This window comes from Chryseobacterium arthrosphaerae, assembly GCF_001684965.1.
Classification (GTDB): Bacteria; Bacteroidota; Bacteroidia; order Flavobacteriales; family Weeksellaceae; genus Chryseobacterium; species Chryseobacterium arthrosphaerae.
In genome coordinates, this window is record NZ_MAYG01000001.1 from 2,587,067 (window position 1) to 2,605,966 (window position 18,900).

Genomic DNA, 18,900 nt, shown 5'->3' on the forward strand with positions numbered 1-18,900 from the left:
AAAAAACAAGCTATGAAATCTGGTACCTACCCATCCAAATATGCTGCTCCCAAAGGACTTTTCACAGTCGGGAAAACAAAATTCAAATGGTACGATCTGGCCACTGATCCGGCAGAAATTACGCCACAGGATATTTATAATGCACAGCGCTGTATAGAAAATGCGACAGAAAATTTTCAGGATATTGAAGATCTGGGATTTGTCATCATGCACCGTTGCGGAAAAAATTACCTTCTTCTGGTATGTACCTGGCGAAGTGAAAATGAATTGTGGGAAAGTGTTTACTACGACGGTTCCGGAAATTTTGAAATATGGGACAGAAATAAAACCCACCTCCCTACTTACTGCGTATGGGAAATGGGCATTGTGTATCATGAATCCCGGGCATGGAAAAAGTATCTGGGAACAACAAAGGATGAGGATGATAAAAAAAATTATCTGGCTGATCTTTTTGAAGGAGAAGTATGAAAAAGAAAAGTTGCAGCCTCCAGCTTCTGAGCTTTAATTTGCTCTGTTCTTCTCATCAAATTTCACATTACGATCCGCACCTTTTATCTTTTTATTTCCAAAAGTATAGGTAGCCGAAAGGTTAAGTCTTCTGGCATCATAATAATTATTAAAGTAATGGGTTCCTGTGGTATAATAGATCTGGCCTTTGCTCTTAGACTGTTTGAAGATATCCGAAACAAATACATTAAGCTGCAGATTTTTATCCATAAGATTCATCTTTAAACCGGTGGTAAAGTTTCCCAGATAATCCCAGCGTACATTTCCTGAATTGGAAGGCAGGCGCATCCAGTAATTAAGGATCAGCTGCACGGTTTTGCTTTTGTTTAAAGAAATGTTATTCTGGAAATTAAACTCATATCCGCTTCCTTTTCTGGAGGCCGCATCAGTGGCAAAGACCTGGGTTTCCATATATGATATATCCCCGGAATAATTGGCTTCCCACAGTCTGAAAAACGTGTCGGAATAATTCAGGGACAGCCCCATGCTGCTGGCATTATAGAAATTGGCAAAAGTACTGGTTTTGTTTTCACCTTCAAGAATAACAATCTGATCAGATGCGTTTAATTTTCTCTGAAAGTAAGCAGAAGCAGACAGCTTTCCTTTATAAACATATGAAAACTCAAAATTATGATTAATGGAAGGCTGTAAAAAAGGATTTCCGGTAAAATAAGAGTTGATATTGATATACCATCGGTACGGGTTTATAGCACGGAATCCCGGTCTGTTGATTCTTTTTGAATAATTGAGGCTGAAGGTATGGTTTTCATTGCTTTTATAGGAAATGTAAGCGGTAGGAAAGAATTTTCCGTATGAAGTCTCAGTCTGCTGTCCCGAAGTCAGAGAATTTCCGTTTACCATAGAATATTCATAACGCAATCCTGCTTTTGCAGACCACTGTTCATTGAAAGATCTTTCGAAACTGATGTAGGCGGCATAGTTCTTTTCATTATATCTGAAACTGTTACTCTTTTCAGGATCTGTAATATAATTTCCGCCTTCGAGGTTCTGATAGGAAATTTCAGAATCATTATCAAAGTTTGTAAACTTTACCCCGGCTTCCGTTTTGGCAAATTGATAGGGCAGCGTAAGGTCTGCCTGCCCCGAATAAATCTTATAATCTACGAGTGAAGGTGACTTTACAATAAACTGATCTCCGGAATTTTCCGTTGTTGTAAAATCAATGGTCGTTTTCGGGATATTCGAAAAATAGTTTCCTGTGATACTTAGTTTATGATCCTTCTTTCCGAACTTCACATCGTAGTAGGCACTTATCATTTGTTGTGCACTGTTTGCTCTGTGTTCTGCAGAAGTTAATAAGGAATTCGTATAATGATCATTCTGAAAATAATCTGAAGTATTCATGATATCCATGTTAGAATGTCCGGATCCGTAATCATAGATAAACCCGATATTTGATTTTGGGGCCAGCTGATAATCAAGGCTCAGATTGGCTCCCAGCCCATTTCCGAAATCTCTTCTGTCATCCGAGCTTTTAAGACCATCCGCTCCTTCTATCCTGTAGTTTTCATAAGAATGTTTTTCATACTGATAGTGTCTTAATTTCAGTGAAGACCGTAATTTTTCATTCTGATAATTGAGGGTGGCGCTGTTGGAAGTCCCCGTATAGGTCTGCTGCTGAAGAGATGAGGTAATACTTCCATTCCATCCGAGGTTCTGGTTTTTCTTCAGAACGATATTGATCAGTCCGCTGTTTCCCTGGGCTTCATATTTGGCAGGAGGCGCTGTAATGACTTCAATTTTTTCAATATTTTCAGACCTCAGGCTTTTAAGATAGGTGATCAGTTCGCTCCCTGAAAGATTCAGCATTCTTTCATTAATCATGACTGCCACGCCGCTTTTCCCGGCAATTGAAACCCCGGAGTTATCATCTACTTTGATCAGCGGAGTTGTTGCCAGAGCATCTGCGCCATCCATTCCCTGGGAGGCAACAGAGCCGGCAACATTAAAAATCAGACGATCGGCTTTTCTCTCAATAAGTTTTTTTCTGGCAGTAAGAGTAACTCCTTCAATCTGTTTTTCCTTTTTTTTCTCAATGAAAAAATCCTGTTTCACATCTCCTTTTACCACAACATCCACTGTAGATAATTCTTCACCGTCATAGATCAGTTTGACTGTATATTTCCCGTTTTCAAAAAGCTTCAGTGAATAGTTTCCTTTTTCATCCGAAATGGCCGTCTGTTTCTTCTGGTCTTTGACTGCTACCACCTCAGCATAGGAAACAGTATTCCCGGTTTGAGTGATTTTACCTGTTATACTTTGGGAGAATGCAGCCATAGGCAGCAGCATAATTACAGAAAGTAATGTTTTCTTCATGAATTCTGATAGTTTCTTTTAAGACAAGCTATCAAGGTCTTTTATTACATCGGTTTGTCCGTTTTTCAATATATTCGCTTTATAAAATCAGAACATGAAAAAAGGAATTCTTGTATTTTCTTTATTGATCACCCAGATTATTTCTGCCCAAAAATATTCACAATACGTCAACCCGATGATAGGAACCGGCGGCCATGGCCATACTTTCCCGGGAGCTATTGTACCTTTCGGAATGGTACAGCTTTCTCCGGATACCAGAATTGACGGGAGCTGGGACGGATGCAGCGGATATCACTATTCCGATTCGGTGATCTATGGTTTTTCGCACACCCATCTGAACGGAACCGGAGTTTCTGACTACGGAGATATCATGCTGATGCCCGGGATGGGAAATCCGGGGCTGAACCCTAAAGATTATTCTTCAAAATTTTCGCATAAAAATGAAAAGGCAGCAGCTGGATTTTATTCTGTAAAGCTGGATAAAAATAATATTGATGTACGCCTTACCAGTACCAAAAGGGTTGGCTATCACGAATATAAATTCAATAATGCAGGAAATGCCCATATTATTCTGGATCTGAATCACAGGGATAAGCTGCTGGAAGGAGAAGTAAAAATCATAGATGACAAAACCATTGAAGTATTCCGAAGAAGTGAAGCCTGGGCTGCCAATCAATATATCTATGCCAGAATTGAGTTTTCAAAACCCATGAAAATCTCTAAAAAAGACGTCAACGGAAAACAGGAAAACAATCTTTTTACCGGAACGAGACTCGCTCTGGCTTTTTCTGCTGACGTTAAAAAAGGAGAAAAAATCAATATCAAAGTATCTGTCTCCCCCACCGGATATGAAGGTGCAGAGAAAAATATGCTGGCAGAGGCAAAATCCGATGATTTTGATACTGTAAAAAAACAGGCCGAAGCAGATTGGGACAGAGAGCTTTCAAAAATTGAAGTAAAATCTGATGACAGAAACAAACTGTCTGTTTTCTATACGGCTTTGTACCATGTTTTCACCCAACCCAACATCAATATGGATGCAGACGGAAGATACAGAGGACGTGATAATAAACTCTATACAGCCAATGGATTTGATTATTACACTGTATTTTCGCTTTGGGATACATTCAGAGGGGCACATCCCTTAATGACTTTAATCGACAGAAAAAGAACGGCTGATTTTATCAATACTTTCATCAGACAATATGAACAGGGGGGAAAACTTCCGGTCTGGGAACTGGCTTCCAATGAAACAGAATGTATGATCGGCTACCACGCTGTTTCTGTAATTGCCGATGCTATGGCAAAAGGAATTAAAGGGTTTGACTATGAAAAAGCATTTCAGGCTTCGAAAAACTCTGCTATGCTGGATATCTTTGGCCTGAACGCTTATAAACAGAATAATTATATCAGCATCGATGATGAGCATGAAAGTGTTTCCAAAACAGTGGAATATGCCTATGACGACTGGTGTATCGCCCAGATGGCCAAAATCTTAGGTAAAAAAGAAGATTACCAGTACTTTATGAAACGTTCTCAAAACTGGAAAAACCTTTATAATCCTAAAAGCGGCTTCATGCAGCCCAGAAAGAACGGTAACTGGTATGAGCCTTTTGATCCGAGAGAAGTCAATAACAATTATACGGAAGGCAATTCATGGCATTATTCCTACTCTGTGCAGCAGGATATTCCGGGACTGATCGCAGCACATGGCGGGAAAGAAAAGTTTGAACAGTTTATTGATGCCATTTTTGCCGCACCGGACAAAACAACGGGCAGGGAGCAGGTGGATATTACGGGATTAATGGGGCAATATGCCCAGGGAAATGAGCCAAGCCATCATATCGCTTACCTGTACAATTTTGTAGACAAGCCTGAAAAAACAGACGCCAAGATTAAATATATCCTTGATAATTTCTATAAAAATACTCCGGACGGACTGATTGGGAATGAGGACTGCGGCCAGATGAGTGCGTGGTATGTTTTAAGTGCTATGGGAATTTATTCCGTAACGCCGGGATTGCCTGAATGGGAAACCACCACCCCTTATTTTGATGAAATTAAAATTCATCTTGAAGACGGAACTACCAGAACGATTACTAAAAATACAGGCAGAGCCGAGCTGAAAAAGCTGGGATTTGAAAACATAAAGCCGGTTAAAGATTTTAAATATGCGCAGCTTACTGCTTCTCCGGTTATTGCCGCAGACCGCATCTTTGATTTCAACACCAAAGTTGAGATCACTCCGCTCAATCCGGGAGATAAAGTCTATTATATGACAATGGATGAAAGTGACCGTAATAAACGAAAAACCTTCACAGCTTATAAAGGGCCTTTTTCTATCAGTAAAACCACAGAGGTTCATGCCTATTCAGAAAGAAATGGTGAGAAAAGTTCTGTAACCACGGCCCGATTCAACAGAAGACCGAATTACTGGGATATCAATATCCTGTCTAAAGCCACCCCTCAATATACCGCCAACGGAAAACTTGCCCTCATTGACGGGATCAGAGGTGAGGTAAACTGGAGAAAAGGGGAATGGCACGGCTATCAGGGGCAGAATTTCGAAGCGATTATTGATTTTAAATCTCCCCAACACATTACAAAACTGTCATCTGCCTACCTTCAGGACAGTAAAGCATGGATCCTGATGCCTAAAAAAGTGGAATACTATGCCTCTATGAACGGTAAAGATTTCATTCTTCTGAAAACCATCGATAATGATATTGATCCGAAAGATGAAAAGGTGCAGATCAAAGATTTCTCTGCTGAAATTCTTCCGACAGAAGCTCAATACATCAAAGTAAAAGCCTACTATTTTGGGAAACTTCCGGAGTGGCATCAGGGAGCCGGAGGGGAAGCTTATATTTTTATTGATGAGATTTCTGCAAAGTAAGGAAGATGAGAGCACGAAGATGGAAGATACTGCTTGACAGATTACTTTTCTGAAGTCCGCTTGTAAAAATTTAGATTTCAGAAAGTCGATAAAACAAATTGATATTGATCTGGAAACAACCGGCATGCGGCTTCCAACCATAAAAAATGCTCTTCGAAAATTCGAAGAGCATTTTTAATTCATTCTTTCAGACCATCTCAACCCGTCAGGAAGTTCCATATCTGAAAATTCAATATGGATGACTCTCCTTCTGTGTCCATTAGTCGTCCGGTTGGAACCATGAAGGGTCAGAGGTTTCATGATCATAATGCCTCCTTTTTCTACGTTACAGATATGTTCTGTTTCTATGGTCCAGTCAATCGTTTCAGGTCTGTAGATTCCTTTGGCATGTGATTTCGGAACCACCTTTAGTGCCCCATTGTTTTCATCGGTATCATCCAGATGGATCCTGATGGTATATATATTTTCCAAAACCTGCAGTGGAGGCTGTACGGCAAACTGATTCTGTTTTGTAGTCCAAGGTCCGAAACCCGGTAAACCCAGCTTTTTGTCAACAGAAATAGTGAGATCCTGATGATAGGCAACATACCAGTTGGAAGTCTCCGGTTTATCAAAATAAATGCTTTTCACTACAAAATATTTTTCTCCAAAGATCTCGTTGATCACTTTTTGGATCGTATCATTAAAAACAAGATCCTTGATGTCCGGGATTTCCTTTAAAAACTGCCTTATGGCAAATAGGTCCTCAGACTTCCTGAAGTTTTCTTTTGAAGTATCTATATTCTGAAGAACATTGCTTATGGCATCAATTTCTTCCCGGGAAAAAATATCATTAATAACAGTAAAGCCATATTCAAGAATATGGCTTTTATAAGTTTCTAAGTTTTTTACACTCATCTTTTAAATTTTTTCTATAGGTTCTGTCAACTGTCCTTCCCATTTAGAAACTGCAGAAGTTGCCAGTGTATTTCCTAATACGTTCGTCATACTTCTTCCCATATCACAGAAGTGGTCTATCGGTAAGATCAGGGCAATCCCTTCCGGCGGAATTCCGAACATGGAACAGGTAGCAACAATAATTACCAGAGATGCTCTCGGTACTCCCGCGATACCTTTGGAAGTTAGCATCAGTACCAGAAGCATTGTGATCTGCTGCCCGATCGTCATTTCGATGCCATAGATCTGCGCAATAAAGATTGAAGCAAAAGTCATATACATCATACTTCCGTCAAGGTTGAAAGAATATCCTAACGGCAGGATGAAAGAGACTACTCTGCTGTTGCATCCGAATTTCTCAAGCTCTTCCACCAGTTTCGGGAATACGGCTTCTGAACTGGTTGTAGAGAACGCAATCAGTAACGGCTCTTTGATTCTTTTTAAAAGGTCAAAAAGACGGTTCCCCAAGATAAAATATCCTACCAGTAAAAGGACCAGCCAAAGCACTCCCAGTGCAAAGAAGAAATCCCTTAAATAGATAGCATATACCTTAAATATTTCAAAACCGTTGGTAGCCACTACAGCTGCAATCGCTCCCAATACCCCAAATGGAGCAAACCACATGATATAACCTACCATTTTAAGGATACCATGAGCAATAATATCAAAAAGCTTAACTACAGGTTTGGAATATTCTTCTCCCAGGTTAGCCAGAGCCACTCCGAACATAATGGCAAATACCACAATCTGCAGTACTTCATTGGTCGCAAAGGCCTCAAATAAACTTTTAGGAATCATATGCTTTACGAAATCTTCCATAGAAAAGCTCTTGCTGCTTTTCAAAAGATCTTCCGCAGAAGCTACATCCTGGATAGGCAGCTTGGTTACATGCCCCGGCTCAAGCCAGTTCACAAGCATCAACCCTATGAAAAGGGAAACCAGAGAAGCGGAAATAAACCAAAGCATTGCCTTTGTTCCTACCCTTCCGATCATTTTGATATCACTCATTTTAGCAATTCCCACCACCAGTGTAGTAAAAACCAAAGGCGCAATGATCATCTGTACCAGCCTGATAAACACGGTTCCCAGTAGCTTGATATTCTTGGAAAAAGGTTCTGCACTTTCCGGATACTTCACATGTACAATTCCTCCTATTCCCACTCCTAGAATAAGCGCAATGATAATTGCTATAAAAAGTTTATTCTGTCCTTTCATATATATAGTTCAATTTGCGCAAATATAATGGTTTTTGAATTGGCAGAAGATTTTCTTCAAAACGGATTAACTTTACATTAAGTTTTTAATCTCTAAAAATTAAAACCCTGGTTTATAAAATATTGTAAAAAATTTAAGAAAGATTTATTGACTTTTTATTCTTTTGGTACAAATTTTATTATTACATTTGATTGTATAACAACATTAAAATAAATATACAATATGAAAAAAACTATCGCAATGGCTGCATTAGCTGTAGCTGTATCTTTCGGGGCAGTTTCTTGTAAAAAGAAAGTTTCTGATGCCGATCTTCAGACTCAGGCTACAACTGTAGTAACTTCTAATCCCAATGCTTCTGTTGAAGTAAAAGAAGGTGTAGCACACTTAAGCGGAACTTTCGCAGACCAGCAGTCTAAGGATGCGATGATTGCACAGTTAAAAGCAATCAACGGAGTAAAAGACGTAATGGATATGTCTACTATAGCAGCAGCACCTGCGCCTGCACCGGTTGAAACTACTTCTGCTGTAGACCCTGCGGTTCAGAAAAAAGTTCAGGATGCTGTAAAAGATTTCCCATCTGTAAAAGTGGAAGTAGTAAACGGACAGCTTACTCTTACAGGAAATGTTTCCGGCCAGCAGGCGAGAAAGATCAAAGAATCTGTGGATGCTTTGAAAATCGGAAAGTATAACAACAACCTAATTGTAAAATAATTTAAAATGAGCGAATTACAAGATAAATATTCAAGCGTAGTTTCAGCAGCACAGTCTGCAGGAATTTCAAACCTTCAGGTTCAGGAGCAGGACGGGATTCTTTATGTATCCGGAAATGCTTCCAATACTGCGGCGAAAGATGCTGTATGGAATGCTTTAGGAGCTATTGATTCTACTTATTCTGCTTCAGATATTAACATTGATGTACAGGTGGCAGGTCTTGCTTCGGGAGCCTCTTTAACTGTAGCAACCGATGAGTCTAACCTGAATATCAGACAGGAGCCTTCTACTGAAGCTGCTGTTGTAGGTAAAGCTGCCAAAGGTTCTTCCGTAACTTTAATTGAGCAGACTTCTGATGACTGGTGGAAAGTAAAAACTGCTGACGGCCAGGAAGGTTATGCTTATTCAAGATATTTAAGAGCATAATTTTTATAAATAAATAATAAATTTTCACAAATTTATCATAGAAACATCCCTAAAAAGGGATGTTTTTTTATTTTTACACCTTTGAAAAACTCAATGAAGAAAATCTTACTGCTATGGGTGCTGATAGGCAATATTTTTATTGTACATGCTCAAAAACTGTATATCAACGGAAAAGTATCCGATTCAGAGAAAAAACCTGTAGAAAATATTACCGTATATCTGCTGAAGGCAAAAGATTCATCTATTGTCAATTATACGGCAACCAACAAGGAAGGGAAATTCTCGTTGAAAATAGATGAACAGGATGCTCCATCTATTCTGAAAATCGATAATGAAAGATTGTCTTATTCCAGAATTTTTGAAAAAATTGACAAACCTTTATCACTGGGAGATATTGAACCTGAGCCCAAAAAAGTAATCAGTATTGATGAGGTAAAAATTTCCGTTGCGCCGGTAAAAATAAAAAATGATACTGTAGAATTCAATGCCTCTTCTCTCAAAGTGCGTCCTGACAGCAATATCAAGGAGCTTCTGAAACAGATCCCCGGAGTAGACATCAGCAATGATGATAAAATTACGGTGGATGGTAAGACAGTAGACCAGATTACAGTGAATGGCAAAGCTTTTTTTGATAAAGACGGTAAAATCGCCCTTCAGAATCTTCCGGCAGATATTATTAAAAATATTCAGTTTACGACTACCAAAACAAAAGAGGAAGAGCTTAGCAAAAAACCTGCAAGATCACAGAATACCACCATCAATTTCAATATTGACGAAAAGAAAAATAAAGGCTTTTTTGGAAAGGCAATGGCTGGATACGGCTCTGATAAAAGATATGAGGGAAATATACAGGCCAACTATTTTAATGGAGATACCAATCTCAGCCTGATAGCCTCTTCCAATAATATCAACTCCAGAAGTGTTTCTGCCGATGAGGTTTTTGATACTATGGGCAGCAGAGGGGGCGGTTCACAAAGCAGTGGAAGCGGCATTCAAAGATTTTCAACTGTTGGGATCAATTATAATGATAAATTTTCATCGGATGCAAGTCTGGATAACCTCAGCTTAAGATATTCGGAATCTAACAGGGAAACCCGTTCCAAAGCTTCCAGAAGTACGCTTCTTCCGGGTGACTCTACCCTGAAGACCGATTCTGAAAATAGCGGTGAAAATGACTCGAAGGATTATAATTTTAATAATTCAACGGTCATTAAACCGGATTCAAAGACCAATATTTACCTTTCGCCTTCTTTTTCAAGGTCTGAAAGTGTCAGTTCCGGCAGATCAGTATCTTCCACTTCAAAGGATGGTAAGCTTCTGAATGAAAGTACATCTCTGAACAGCATGAATGGAGAAAACAATGCTTTCAGTCCCAATATCTATTTTTCCAGGAACCTGAAAAAGAAAGGGCGTGCCATCTCTGCTACGGTCAACAGTACCATTTCTGAATCCAAAACCCATACAGTCAACCAGTCGCAGAACACCTTCTACCGGAAATCCGGGATCATTACAGATAACCGGGATCAGCTGCAGAAGAACCAGAACCAGATCAATAATTATACTTTCCGGGCAGGGTATACTGAGCCTGTCTCCGATTCTGCGATGGTAAGTTTTGATATCAGCTACAGTTCAAAACTGTCCAGGGATTTCAGAGATATCAGCGATTATGATTCTGCTACCGGACATTATTCCAATTATAATATTGCGCTCTCAAACAGCATGCAGCAAAATATCAGTCAGATCACTCCTGAAATTTCTTTCTCTATTTTTAAAAAGAAATTCAATGTCTGGAGTACTGCCAATCTTGAGATTTCGGATATGAAGGTCAACTCTGTCTTCAAAGGTCAGCAGTATGAGCTTCAGAAAAGCTTTGTGCTTCCAAGTTATTCGGTGAATTTTCAATACGCTTTTTCTGAACGTAAGAGGCTTATGTTTGCCAATTCTTCAAGCTTTGGTATTCCCGGAGCAGAAAGGTTAATTCCATATAAAGACGAATCGGATCCCCTGGTTACCTATACCGGAAATCCTGATCTTAAAAACTCCTGGATGAACAGCAGTACTATTTCTTTCAACAACTATAATATTGTATCGAACTTCAATTATTACATTAATGTAGGTTTTATCTACAGGAATAATGATGTCATCAATTACACCAGGTATGATGATGCCGGAAAACAGATCGTCACGTATGATAACATAAGCGGAAACAAAACTTTTAACGTTAATGCTTTTTTTAATAAAACTTTCAAATGGGAGGATAAAAAACTTTCCGTCAGTCCGAGGTTCGGGATGGTGTATAATTTTAACAACAGTTCCGTAAACGCGCAGCTGATCAAAAGCAGGACTTACAGTTTAACGCCTTCAGTAAATTTAAGTTTCGAAATCAAGGATAAATTTACGATAAAGCCTTCCTACAGGCTCGGATATAATTTCTCCAAATATTCCAATTCGGATATCAGCAACATCAATACCGCCAATCAGTCTTTAAAGCTGGAGCTTACCAATTATCTGTTCCACAGCAGCCTTGTTTTCGGAAATGATTTCGAATACAATACCAATTCGAATATTGCCCCGGGATTCAAAAAAGATTTTTATTTCTGGAATACCAGTCTGGGCTACTCCTTCTACAAAAAGCAGCTTACAGCAAAAGTGAAGATCTATGATGTGCTGAATCAGAATCAGAGTGTAAGCAGAAATATCACCAATACTTATTTTGAGGATCGTGAAGAGCTGATCCTGAAACGGTATATTATGTTTTCGCTCAGTTTAAAACTCAATAAATTCAATGGCAAAAAGATGAAGAAGAAATAGTCTTTTATTTGGGCAGCACTCTTTTTACGGCTTTTACATTCAATTCTGAAAAACGCAGCTGATTCTGTTTTTAAAATAAGATTTCTCTGATAAAATGCTTCAGCAGCATTTTTATGTTTAAATTAGCTGCAAATTTTTTTTATGAAAATCCATATTTCAGTTTTATTGATTCTTTGTTTCATTCTTGGGAAAGCACAAAAAGCGGAACAGAAAGATAATTTCGTTAAAGACAATTTCACCAAGAAAGAATTTTATATTCCGATGCGTGACGGAGTGAAGCTTTTCACTGCCGTTTATATCCCGAAAGATATTTCGAAAAAGAACAAATATCCTTTCCTGATGCAGAGAACCTGCTACAGCATTGCTCCCTATGGAGAAAATGAATACAAAACAAAGGTTGGCCCCAACTCTTACCTGATGCAGGACAAATACATCTTCGTCTATCAGGATGTACGTGGAAGATATATGAGTGAGGGTACATTTACCAATATGACTCCGCAGGTGGAACGCAAAACCAAAAAAGATGTTGATGAAAGCACAGATACCTACGATACGATTGAATGGCTATTGAAAAACGTAAAAGACAATAATGGTAAAATAGGGCAATTCGGAACTTCTTATCCCGGATTTTATACTGCTGTAGGAACACTGGCACAGCATCCGGCCCTGGTTGCCTCTTCCCCACAGGCTCCGATCTCTGATTTCTGGAATGATGATTTCCTTCACAACGGAAGATTTATGCTGGGATACTTCAGGACTTTCCCGGTTTTTGGAGTTCAGAAAACTAAACCGGAAGATAAAGCATGGTATATGGATTCCTTCATCAAACCAACTTCTGAAGACGGCTTAAAATTCTACAGGGAGATGGGGACCCTGAAAGATGGCTATGAAAAATATTATAAAAATAATTTCTTCATGACGGAAATTATGAATCATACCAACTATGATGTGTTCTGGCAGAAAAGAGGACTTCTTCCTCATCTTAAGAATATCAACCACGCTGTAATGACCGTTGGCGGATGGTTTGATGCGGAAGACCTTTCCGGACCTCTGAATATTTATAAAACAATTGAAAAGACAAGCCCTAAAGCAAAGAATACCATTGTAATGGGCCCTTTCTCTCATGGCGGATGGTCTCAGGAGCAGGGGAAGCATTTCCATAGTGAAACCTATTTCGGTGACAGCATTGCTACCTATTACCAGAAAAATGTTGAGACGAAATTCTTCAATCATTATCTGAAAGGAAATACCAAAGAAGACGCCGGACTTCCTGAAGCACTGATGTATGACACAGGCGCCAAAGTATGGAAAGAATTCGCTTCCTACCCACCAAAAAATGCGCAGAAAGTAAATTTCTACCTGTCAGATAAAACACTGAAAAAGACTTCCGGACAAGGATATTCCGAATACTACAGTGATCCTGACAACCCGGTTGTAAGCTCTGATCATTTAAAGGATTTCAATGGCTTCACTCCTAAAAATTATATGTCCGAAGACCAGAGATTTGCGGAAGGAAGACCTGATGTTCTGACATTCACCACAGATGTTTTAACGGAGGATATTACTTTCGCCGGAGAGATCATGGCTAAACTGAACATTGCCTCTTCTTCTACCGATGCTGATTTTGCGGTAAAACTGATCGACGTATATCCTGAAGATTTTAAACCTGCAGAAAAGAAAGACGGTGTGGTATACGGAAATTATCATCAGATGGTAAGAAGCGAGATTATGCCTGCAAGATTCAGAAATACAAGAGAGAAAGGTGAAGCGTTAGTTCCCGGTCAGAAAACAGCGGTCAACTTCAGACTGCAGGATGTGGTTCATACTTTCAAGAAAGGGCATAAGATCCAGATCCAGATCAGCAGTACCTGGTTCCCGCTTTTTGCCGTGAATCCCCAGAAATTTATGGATAATCCGAATTTTGCATCTAAGGAAGATTATACAAAAGCATTTATCAAAATATATGGTGACAGTTCCATTGAAGCTGAAATCCTGAAATAAACTAAAAAGCTGTTCGTCTGAACAGCTTTTTTATTTTTTGATTCTCACGGCTTATAGGTTTTGGTTAAAGCCGCAGGAATTTAATTTATATTTTGAAATGAGCTAAAGCCCACTTTTATTGATAAAAGCACAGTTTAGCCACTTTAATCTACAGCTGTTTTTTATTCTTCAATCGTTCTGAAGGTAAGGTTTACTCTTGGCGTTTTCACTTTTGTTGTAGGGGGTAATCTGTGAAGCCAGTTGTCCTGGGTGGTTCCTTTCATGATCAGCAGGCTGCCGTTTTCAAGGAATATTTCTACTTTTTCTTTTGTCTTTTTATGCTTAAGCAGGAATTTTCTCTCCGCTCCGAAGGTCAGAGAGGCTATAGCACCATGTTTTTTCAGGTCGGTTTCCCCATCGCTGTGATAAGCCATTCCTTCGCTTCCATCATGGTATAAATTAAGAAGGCATGAGTTATAGGTTTCACCGGAAACTTCTTCACATTTTTTCTTCAGCTCCAATAATTCGGGAGTCCAGAATTTTGCCAGCTTTGTTCTCTTTGAATAGGTATACTCAAAGGGTTTTTCTCCAAACCAGGCCACTTTTCTTTTGGTCAGGATCAGTTTTCCAAAAATCATTGCTTCATCATGTTCCCATGGAATCTGATTGAGTAAATAATCATAATAAAAACCGGATTTCTCTTTTGAGAAAACTTTTCCGTAGTAATGAACGGTTCCGTCATGTGGAAGAATGTTTAAGGGATGATCGGATATATCTTCAAACAGGCTTAGCATAATCAGCGATTTTTTTGTTAAATTAATTCATATATAATTGTATAGCAATAATTTACAGCGTACTGAAATATATTATGACAAGTACAATTACTACAGCAAGCAACAGCAGTTTCAGTAGCTTATATATTCTTTCATCTCTCTTTATTTCAGCAAGCCTGGCCTCTAGCTTTTTCTTTTCAGATTTTTTTTTTTCAGCTTCTGTTTTCTTTTCCTTTATTGTGTTTTCATACCTTTCAGCAGAATATTTCAAAATCATTTCCTCAGTCAAAGGAAATTTAATCAACTGATTTTTAAAAGTATATTCTATGTATTCAATCTCTCCTGAGGTATTCCATCTTTTACGGACCAACGGAAATTCATCTTTATAAATATACTCGTATTCCATCCATCCTTCTTTTACTGTAGAGGCCGAAGCATTTTCACTTATTTCACTTGTTGAAAAGTAATATATCCACTTATTGATCCTTTTCCCCAGTGCATAATTCCCTACAATACGCAAATCACCGTTATTATACCAGTATTTATATTCACCATCCTCCACATCATTGATGTAAAATACTTCAGCCCTTTTTTTGTCATCAGGATAAAGAAAGGTAATACAACCGTTTTTGAAATGCTTTTTGAGCAGACTGTCAGGGTTGTTTTGTAAATACTTCCGTTTACGGTATGCACTCCAGGTATTGTAGTAATGGCTGAACTGCCAGGGATACAATATTTGGCAGATACGGTCCATATCCATTTTTATTTCTGATTTGTCTTCCGGAAAAAACTCAATAATGGCAAACAGAGGTTCTATTTTCAAGTTTCTGTAAGCAATAAGTTTATGGTGTCCATCGAGAATATAGTCATGGAAATAATCGTTCTCTCCATATTTTCCTTTCAGAATAACAGCAAAAGGTCTGACTCCTGACAAGATAAGATCTGTATAATGTTTTACAAGATCCGGGTCAATTTCTTTTTCAGATTTCCAGGCTATAAAAGGATATTCATATACATTGAAATGACAGGTATCTGCGTAAACGGTATAAGGTTCATAGCTATAGATGAGGTTTTGTGATAATTTCTCATCATACTTCCTGATCTCTTCCTCCACTTCTTTCTGATCCAGCCTTTCTTCTCCAAATACAGCGGCATTGCTATAAACAGACCATGTTTTATCTTCAGAAAAACTTAATGTATAGTTTCCGTTCTGCATTATTCCCAACAGAGGCTGTAAAGCCTGAAACAGATCTTCTTCTTTACCTGTATAATCTATAGTAAAATCAATGCCTTCAAGGGCCTTATTAATACGGTTATGATTGTCCTCCTTTATGGAAAAAAGCACCATATTTTCATCGCCCGGATCATCACAGTCATCCCATAAAAAAAGAGCCGGCTCCTTTCCTATTGTCAGGCATTCACTATGTTTATTGAAATTATATTCAAGAGCAATTAATCCCTTGCCATCTGTAGTTTTAAAATTCATGGGTGTATTAAAAAGGTATTTCATCAGATACAATACCCTTAATCAAAGATAAGATAAAACATAAATTTCCTAAACGTTTTATCAATAAATAAAAACAGATAAGATGAATATGTCTATACAATAAGCTTTATGAATAGATCTGTGAACCTTCCCAGCCTACAATCATCTGTTTTCTGTCACTTCCCCAGCGATAGCCGCCAAGGTGTCCCGTAGACTGAATCACACGGTGACAGGGAATGAGAAATGCAACCGGATTACTTCCTATGGCTGTACCAACTGCTCTGGATGCTTTCGGATTTCCGATTTTTTCTGCAAGGCTGCCATAAGTAGATAATTTCCCCATGGGAATCGTTAATAGGCTTTCCCAAACCTTTAACTGGAAATCAGTTCCTTTTAAATGAAGTTTGATGGTATTGAGCTTTGTCCAGTCTTTATCGAATATGGACAGTGCATTCTTTTGAAGAGCATCCTGTTTTTCAAAAAAAGAAGCATTAGGGAACTTATGCTTAAGATCCCCTAATGCTGTATTTTTATCGTTTTCAAAAGCCATATAGCAGATTCCTTTTTCTGTAGAAGCTACCAGGATATTTCCAAACGGACTTTCTGAAAAACTATAATTAATGGCAAGGCTTTTTCCACCGTTTTTATATTCGGCCGGAGACATTCCTTCTATTTTTACAAACAGATCATGAAGTCTGCTTGTACTGGAAAGTCCCGTCTCATATGCGGTATCGAATAAACTTGCTTTTTCTTCCTTCAATAAATTCTTAGCATGTTCAAGACTGATGAACTGTAAAAATTTCTTCGGACTTGTTCCTGCCCAATCCGTAAAGATCTTCTGAAAATGAGCCGGACTTAGGTGAATATTTTCCGCCACTTCCTCCAAACTTGGCTGAAGCCTGAAATTGCTCTGGATATATTCTATCGCTTTGGCAATTCTGTTATAATCTATTTGATTTTGTGTGGACATTTTGTATTGTTTTTACCTCACAAATTTCCAAAGAATATACGGCAGAAAAAATCCGATTCTTGCGGAATATTAGTTATTGTTGTTGTAAATATCGTTATACGCAAGCATTTTATAATATAACTTAGCTGCAAGGAAAGCGGTAGGCTTAGCCATTGGAGAATCCATTAATTCTACAATATCGAATGCCACTACGTTACATTTTTCGAATACTTTTCTTAATAATTCCAATGTAGGATACCACTGTAATCCGCCTGGTTCAGGAGTTCCTGTAGAAGGGGCAATAGAAGGATCAAAAGCATCAAGGTCTATCGTAATATATACGTTTCCTGAAACTTTCTCAAGAACATCATTCACCCAGTTCTCATTGTGAGCAATTTCGTGAGCAAAGAATACTCTTCCTTCCGGCAGATACTGAGCTTCTTCAGCATCCATAGAACGGATTCCCACCTGCACCAGATTGTGTTTCTGGTTGGCTTCAAACACCGCACAGGCATGGTTAGAAGTGGACCCGTGGAACTCAGGACGTAAATCTGTGTGGGCATCTAACTGAAGAACGGTAAGGTTTTCAAATTTCTCCCCTACAGCACGGATAGAACCGATAGAAACAGAGTGCTCCCCTCCAAATAAAGTAAATATTTTTCCTTCATTCTTCAAAAGCTCTTTCGTTTTCTGATAAACAGCTTCCGTCATTGCTTCAGGAGTAGAATTTTCAGAAACTTCTCCGGCTAAATATACTCCCTGAAGATAAGGCTCAGTCTGTGTTTCGATATCATAAAGCTCCATGTTTTCAGAAGCGTCTAGGAATAATTCAGGACCTTTATCAGCTCCTTTACCCCATGTTGAAGTTCCGTCATAAGGAACTGTTACCAACATTACTTTCGAATTCTCTAACGTTGCATTTTCCTCGGGAATTCCTGCGTATGTTTTCATATATAATTATTAATTAAAAAATTAAATGATTAAAAAGTTAAATGATTCCGCAAAGATACAAAATAGTCCCTGAGTTATAGATGATAGATTATTTGTTATGAATTTTTAACCTTCATTCTGATGTTTAAAATTGTAAATCTTTTACCGTTTAAATTTTAAAAGTTATTTTTGTAAAAACTTTAAATATGTCTTTAAAAGCTGTTCTTTTCGATATGGATGGGGTAATTGTAGACACGGAACCCTTGCATAGAAAAGCTTATTTCAAAACGTTCGATGAATTGGAAATTGCAGTTTCCGAAGATCTGTATACCTCTTTTACAGGAGCTTCTACCAAAAGGGTTTGTGAAACGCTGATCAGTCAGTTTGGTCTGAATCATACCCATGAGGCCATCGCCGGCATCAAAAGATCTCATTTCAAAGATTATTTTTATAATGATGATGAATTTGATCTGATTCCCGGAGTAAGAAAGCTGATTGAGCATTATCATGAAAACGGCATCAAGCTTATACTGGCTTCTTCAGCTACGATGACCACAATCAATATGGTTTTTGAGAAATTCGGGCTTGAGAAATATTTCAGCGGCAAGATCAGCGGAGCAGATTTAAAGGAATCCAAACCTCATCCTGAAGTGTTCTTACTGGCAGCTGAAATGGCGGGTGAACCCGGAGAAAACTGTATGGTGATTGAAGATTCCACCAATGGAATTCTCGCAGCTCACAGGGCAAAAATCTTTTGTGCCGCTTACCGGAGCCCACATTCGAAAAATCAGGATTACACTTTGGCGGATACTGTGATTTCCGATTATGAAGATCTCGAACTGGATAAGATTTCAAAATATTTTTAAATAAAAAAGCTCTCAGAAAATCTGAGAGCTTTTATTATAAGTTTTGGCTAAACCAATGGATTTATTTTAAACGGGGT

At 38.5% G+C, this 18,900-nt stretch carries 14 protein-coding genes; 7 read left to right on the plus strand and 7 right to left on the minus strand.

What is annotated here, in order from left to right; genetic code table 11:
• The first annotated feature begins 12 nt into the window (after positions 1–12).
• Positions 13–468, plus strand: coding sequence for a hypothetical protein (locus BBI00_RS11605; protein ID WP_065399720.1), 456 nt, complete (start codon positions 13–15; stop codon positions 466–468).
• A gap of 33 nt (positions 469–501) precedes the next feature.
• Here BBI00_RS11605 and BBI00_RS11610 read toward each other — a convergent pair whose 3' ends face one another.
• Entirely contained in the window at positions 502–2,844 is a 2,343-nt protein-coding gene (locus BBI00_RS11610) for an outer membrane beta-barrel family protein (protein ID WP_065398917.1), read from the minus strand.
• A gap of 94 nt (positions 2,845–2,938) precedes the next feature.
• Here BBI00_RS11610 and BBI00_RS11615 point away from each other — a divergent pair, with 94 nt between their 5' ends.
• Positions 2,939–5,740 carry a GH92 family glycosyl hydrolase gene (locus tag BBI00_RS11615; RefSeq protein WP_065398918.1) on the plus strand — a complete coding sequence of 934 codons (2,802 nt, stop codon included), beginning with the start codon at positions 2,939–2,941 and terminating at the stop codon, positions 5,738–5,740.
• A 174-nt stretch (positions 5,741–5,914) separates the two neighbouring features.
• On the opposite strand, the gene BBI00_RS11620 is transcribed toward BBI00_RS11615, so the two are convergent.
• A complete protein-coding gene (locus tag BBI00_RS11620) occupies positions 5,915–6,637 on the minus strand; it encodes a phytanoyl-CoA dioxygenase family protein (protein WP_065398919.1) in 723 nt (240 codons plus the stop codon).
• A gap of 3 nt (positions 6,638–6,640) precedes the next feature.
• A complete protein-coding gene (locus BBI00_RS11625) occupies positions 6,641–7,891 on the minus strand; it encodes a dicarboxylate/amino acid:cation symporter (protein ID WP_065398920.1) in 1,251 nt (416 codons plus the stop codon).
• Between the two features lie 222 nt (positions 7,892–8,113).
• On the opposite strand from BBI00_RS11625, the gene BBI00_RS11630 reads away from it, so the two are divergent.
• The 4 genes from BBI00_RS11630 (at position 8,114) to BBI00_RS11645 (ending at position 13,840) form a co-directional block, all read left to right on the plus strand.
• Positions 8,114–8,602: a BON domain-containing protein gene (locus tag BBI00_RS11630; protein WP_065398921.1), complete on the plus strand. Its 489-nt coding sequence runs from the start codon at positions 8,114–8,116 to the stop codon at positions 8,600–8,602.
• A gap of 6 nt (positions 8,603–8,608) precedes the next feature.
• Positions 8,609–9,028 carry an SH3 domain-containing protein gene (locus tag BBI00_RS11635; protein WP_050019998.1) on the plus strand — a complete coding sequence of 140 codons (420 nt, stop codon included), beginning with the start codon at positions 8,609–8,611 and terminating at the stop codon, positions 9,026–9,028.
• A 93-nt stretch (positions 9,029–9,121) separates the two neighbouring features.
• Complete coding sequence (locus BBI00_RS11640) at positions 9,122–11,839, plus strand: TonB-dependent receptor (protein ID WP_065398922.1); 2,718 nt, start codon at positions 9,122–9,124, stop codon at positions 11,837–11,839.
• 141 nt (positions 11,840–11,980) lie between these two features.
• Entirely contained in the window at positions 11,981–13,840 is a 1,860-nt protein-coding gene (locus BBI00_RS11645) for a CocE/NonD family hydrolase (RefSeq protein ID WP_065398923.1), read from the plus strand.
• Between the two features lie 161 nt (positions 13,841–14,001).
• Here the strand turns inward: BBI00_RS11645 and BBI00_RS11650 are convergent, their stop codons facing one another.
• The 4 genes from BBI00_RS11650 to speB all read right to left on the minus strand — a co-directional run bounded on the left by BBI00_RS11650 (position 14,002) and on the right by speB (position 17,978).
• Positions 14,002–14,613, minus strand: a complete 612-nt coding sequence (locus BBI00_RS11650; protein ID WP_065398924.1) for an alpha-ketoglutarate-dependent dioxygenase AlkB family protein — start codon at positions 14,611–14,613, stop codon at positions 14,002–14,004.
• Positions 14,614–14,665: 52 nt separating this feature from the next.
• Positions 14,666–16,078 carry a toxin-antitoxin system YwqK family antitoxin gene (locus BBI00_RS11655; RefSeq protein WP_123902267.1) on the minus strand — a complete coding sequence of 471 codons (1,413 nt, stop codon included), beginning with the start codon at positions 16,076–16,078 and terminating at the stop codon, positions 14,666–14,668.
• Between the two features lie 127 nt (positions 16,079–16,205).
• Positions 16,206–17,048 (minus strand): bifunctional helix-turn-helix domain-containing protein/methylated-DNA--[protein]-cysteine S-methyltransferase, encoded by an 843-nt coding sequence (locus BBI00_RS11660; protein ID WP_065398926.1) that lies wholly within the window; start codon positions 17,046–17,048, stop codon positions 16,206–16,208.
• A 69-nt stretch (positions 17,049–17,117) separates the two neighbouring features.
• A complete protein-coding gene (speB, locus tag BBI00_RS11665) occupies positions 17,118–17,978 on the minus strand; it encodes an agmatinase (RefSeq protein ID WP_065398927.1) in 861 nt (286 codons plus the stop codon).
• A gap of 185 nt (positions 17,979–18,163) precedes the next feature.
• Here speB and BBI00_RS11670 point away from each other — a divergent pair, with 185 nt between their 5' ends.
• Positions 18,164–18,823, plus strand: coding sequence for an HAD family hydrolase (locus tag BBI00_RS11670; protein ID WP_065398928.1), 660 nt, complete (start codon positions 18,164–18,166; stop codon positions 18,821–18,823).
• The last annotated feature ends 77 nt before the right edge of the window (positions 18,824–18,900 follow it).

Coding starts and splice junctions, on each gene's coding strand:
- BBI00_RS11605 (WP_065399720.1), top strand. CDS start 13: ATGAAATCTGGTACCTACCCATCCAAATATGCTGCTCCCAAAGGACTT.
- BBI00_RS11610 (WP_065398917.1), bottom strand. CDS start 2,844: ATGAAGAAAACATTACTTTCTGTAATTATGCTGCTGCCTATGGCTGCA.
- BBI00_RS11615 (WP_065398918.1), top strand. CDS start 2,939: ATGAAAAAAGGAATTCTTGTATTTTCTTTATTGATCACCCAGATTATT.
- BBI00_RS11620 (WP_065398919.1), bottom strand. CDS start 6,637: ATGAGTGTAAAAAACTTAGAAACTTATAAAAGCCATATTCTTGAATAT.
- BBI00_RS11625 (WP_065398920.1), bottom strand. CDS start 7,891: ATGAAAGGACAGAATAAACTTTTTATAGCAATTATCATTGCGCTTATT.
- BBI00_RS11630 (WP_065398921.1), top strand. CDS start 8,114: ATGAAAAAAACTATCGCAATGGCTGCATTAGCTGTAGCTGTATCTTTC.
- BBI00_RS11635 (WP_050019998.1), top strand. CDS start 8,609: ATGAGCGAATTACAAGATAAATATTCAAGCGTAGTTTCAGCAGCACAG.
- BBI00_RS11640 (WP_065398922.1), top strand. CDS start 9,122: ATGAAGAAAATCTTACTGCTATGGGTGCTGATAGGCAATATTTTTATT.
- BBI00_RS11645 (WP_065398923.1), top strand. CDS start 11,981: ATGAAAATCCATATTTCAGTTTTATTGATTCTTTGTTTCATTCTTGGG.
- BBI00_RS11650 (WP_065398924.1), bottom strand. CDS start 14,613: ATGCTAAGCCTGTTTGAAGATATATCCGATCATCCCTTAAACATTCTT.
- BBI00_RS11655 (WP_123902267.1), bottom strand. CDS start 16,078: ATGAATTTTAAAACTACAGATGGCAAGGGATTAATTGCTCTTGAATAT.
- BBI00_RS11660 (WP_065398926.1), bottom strand. CDS start 17,048: ATGTCCACACAAAATCAAATAGATTATAACAGAATTGCCAAAGCGATA.
- speB (WP_065398927.1), bottom strand. CDS start 17,978: ATGAAAACATACGCAGGAATTCCCGAGGAAAATGCAACGTTAGAGAAT.
- BBI00_RS11670 (WP_065398928.1), top strand. CDS start 18,164: ATGTCTTTAAAAGCTGTTCTTTTCGATATGGATGGGGTAATTGTAGAC.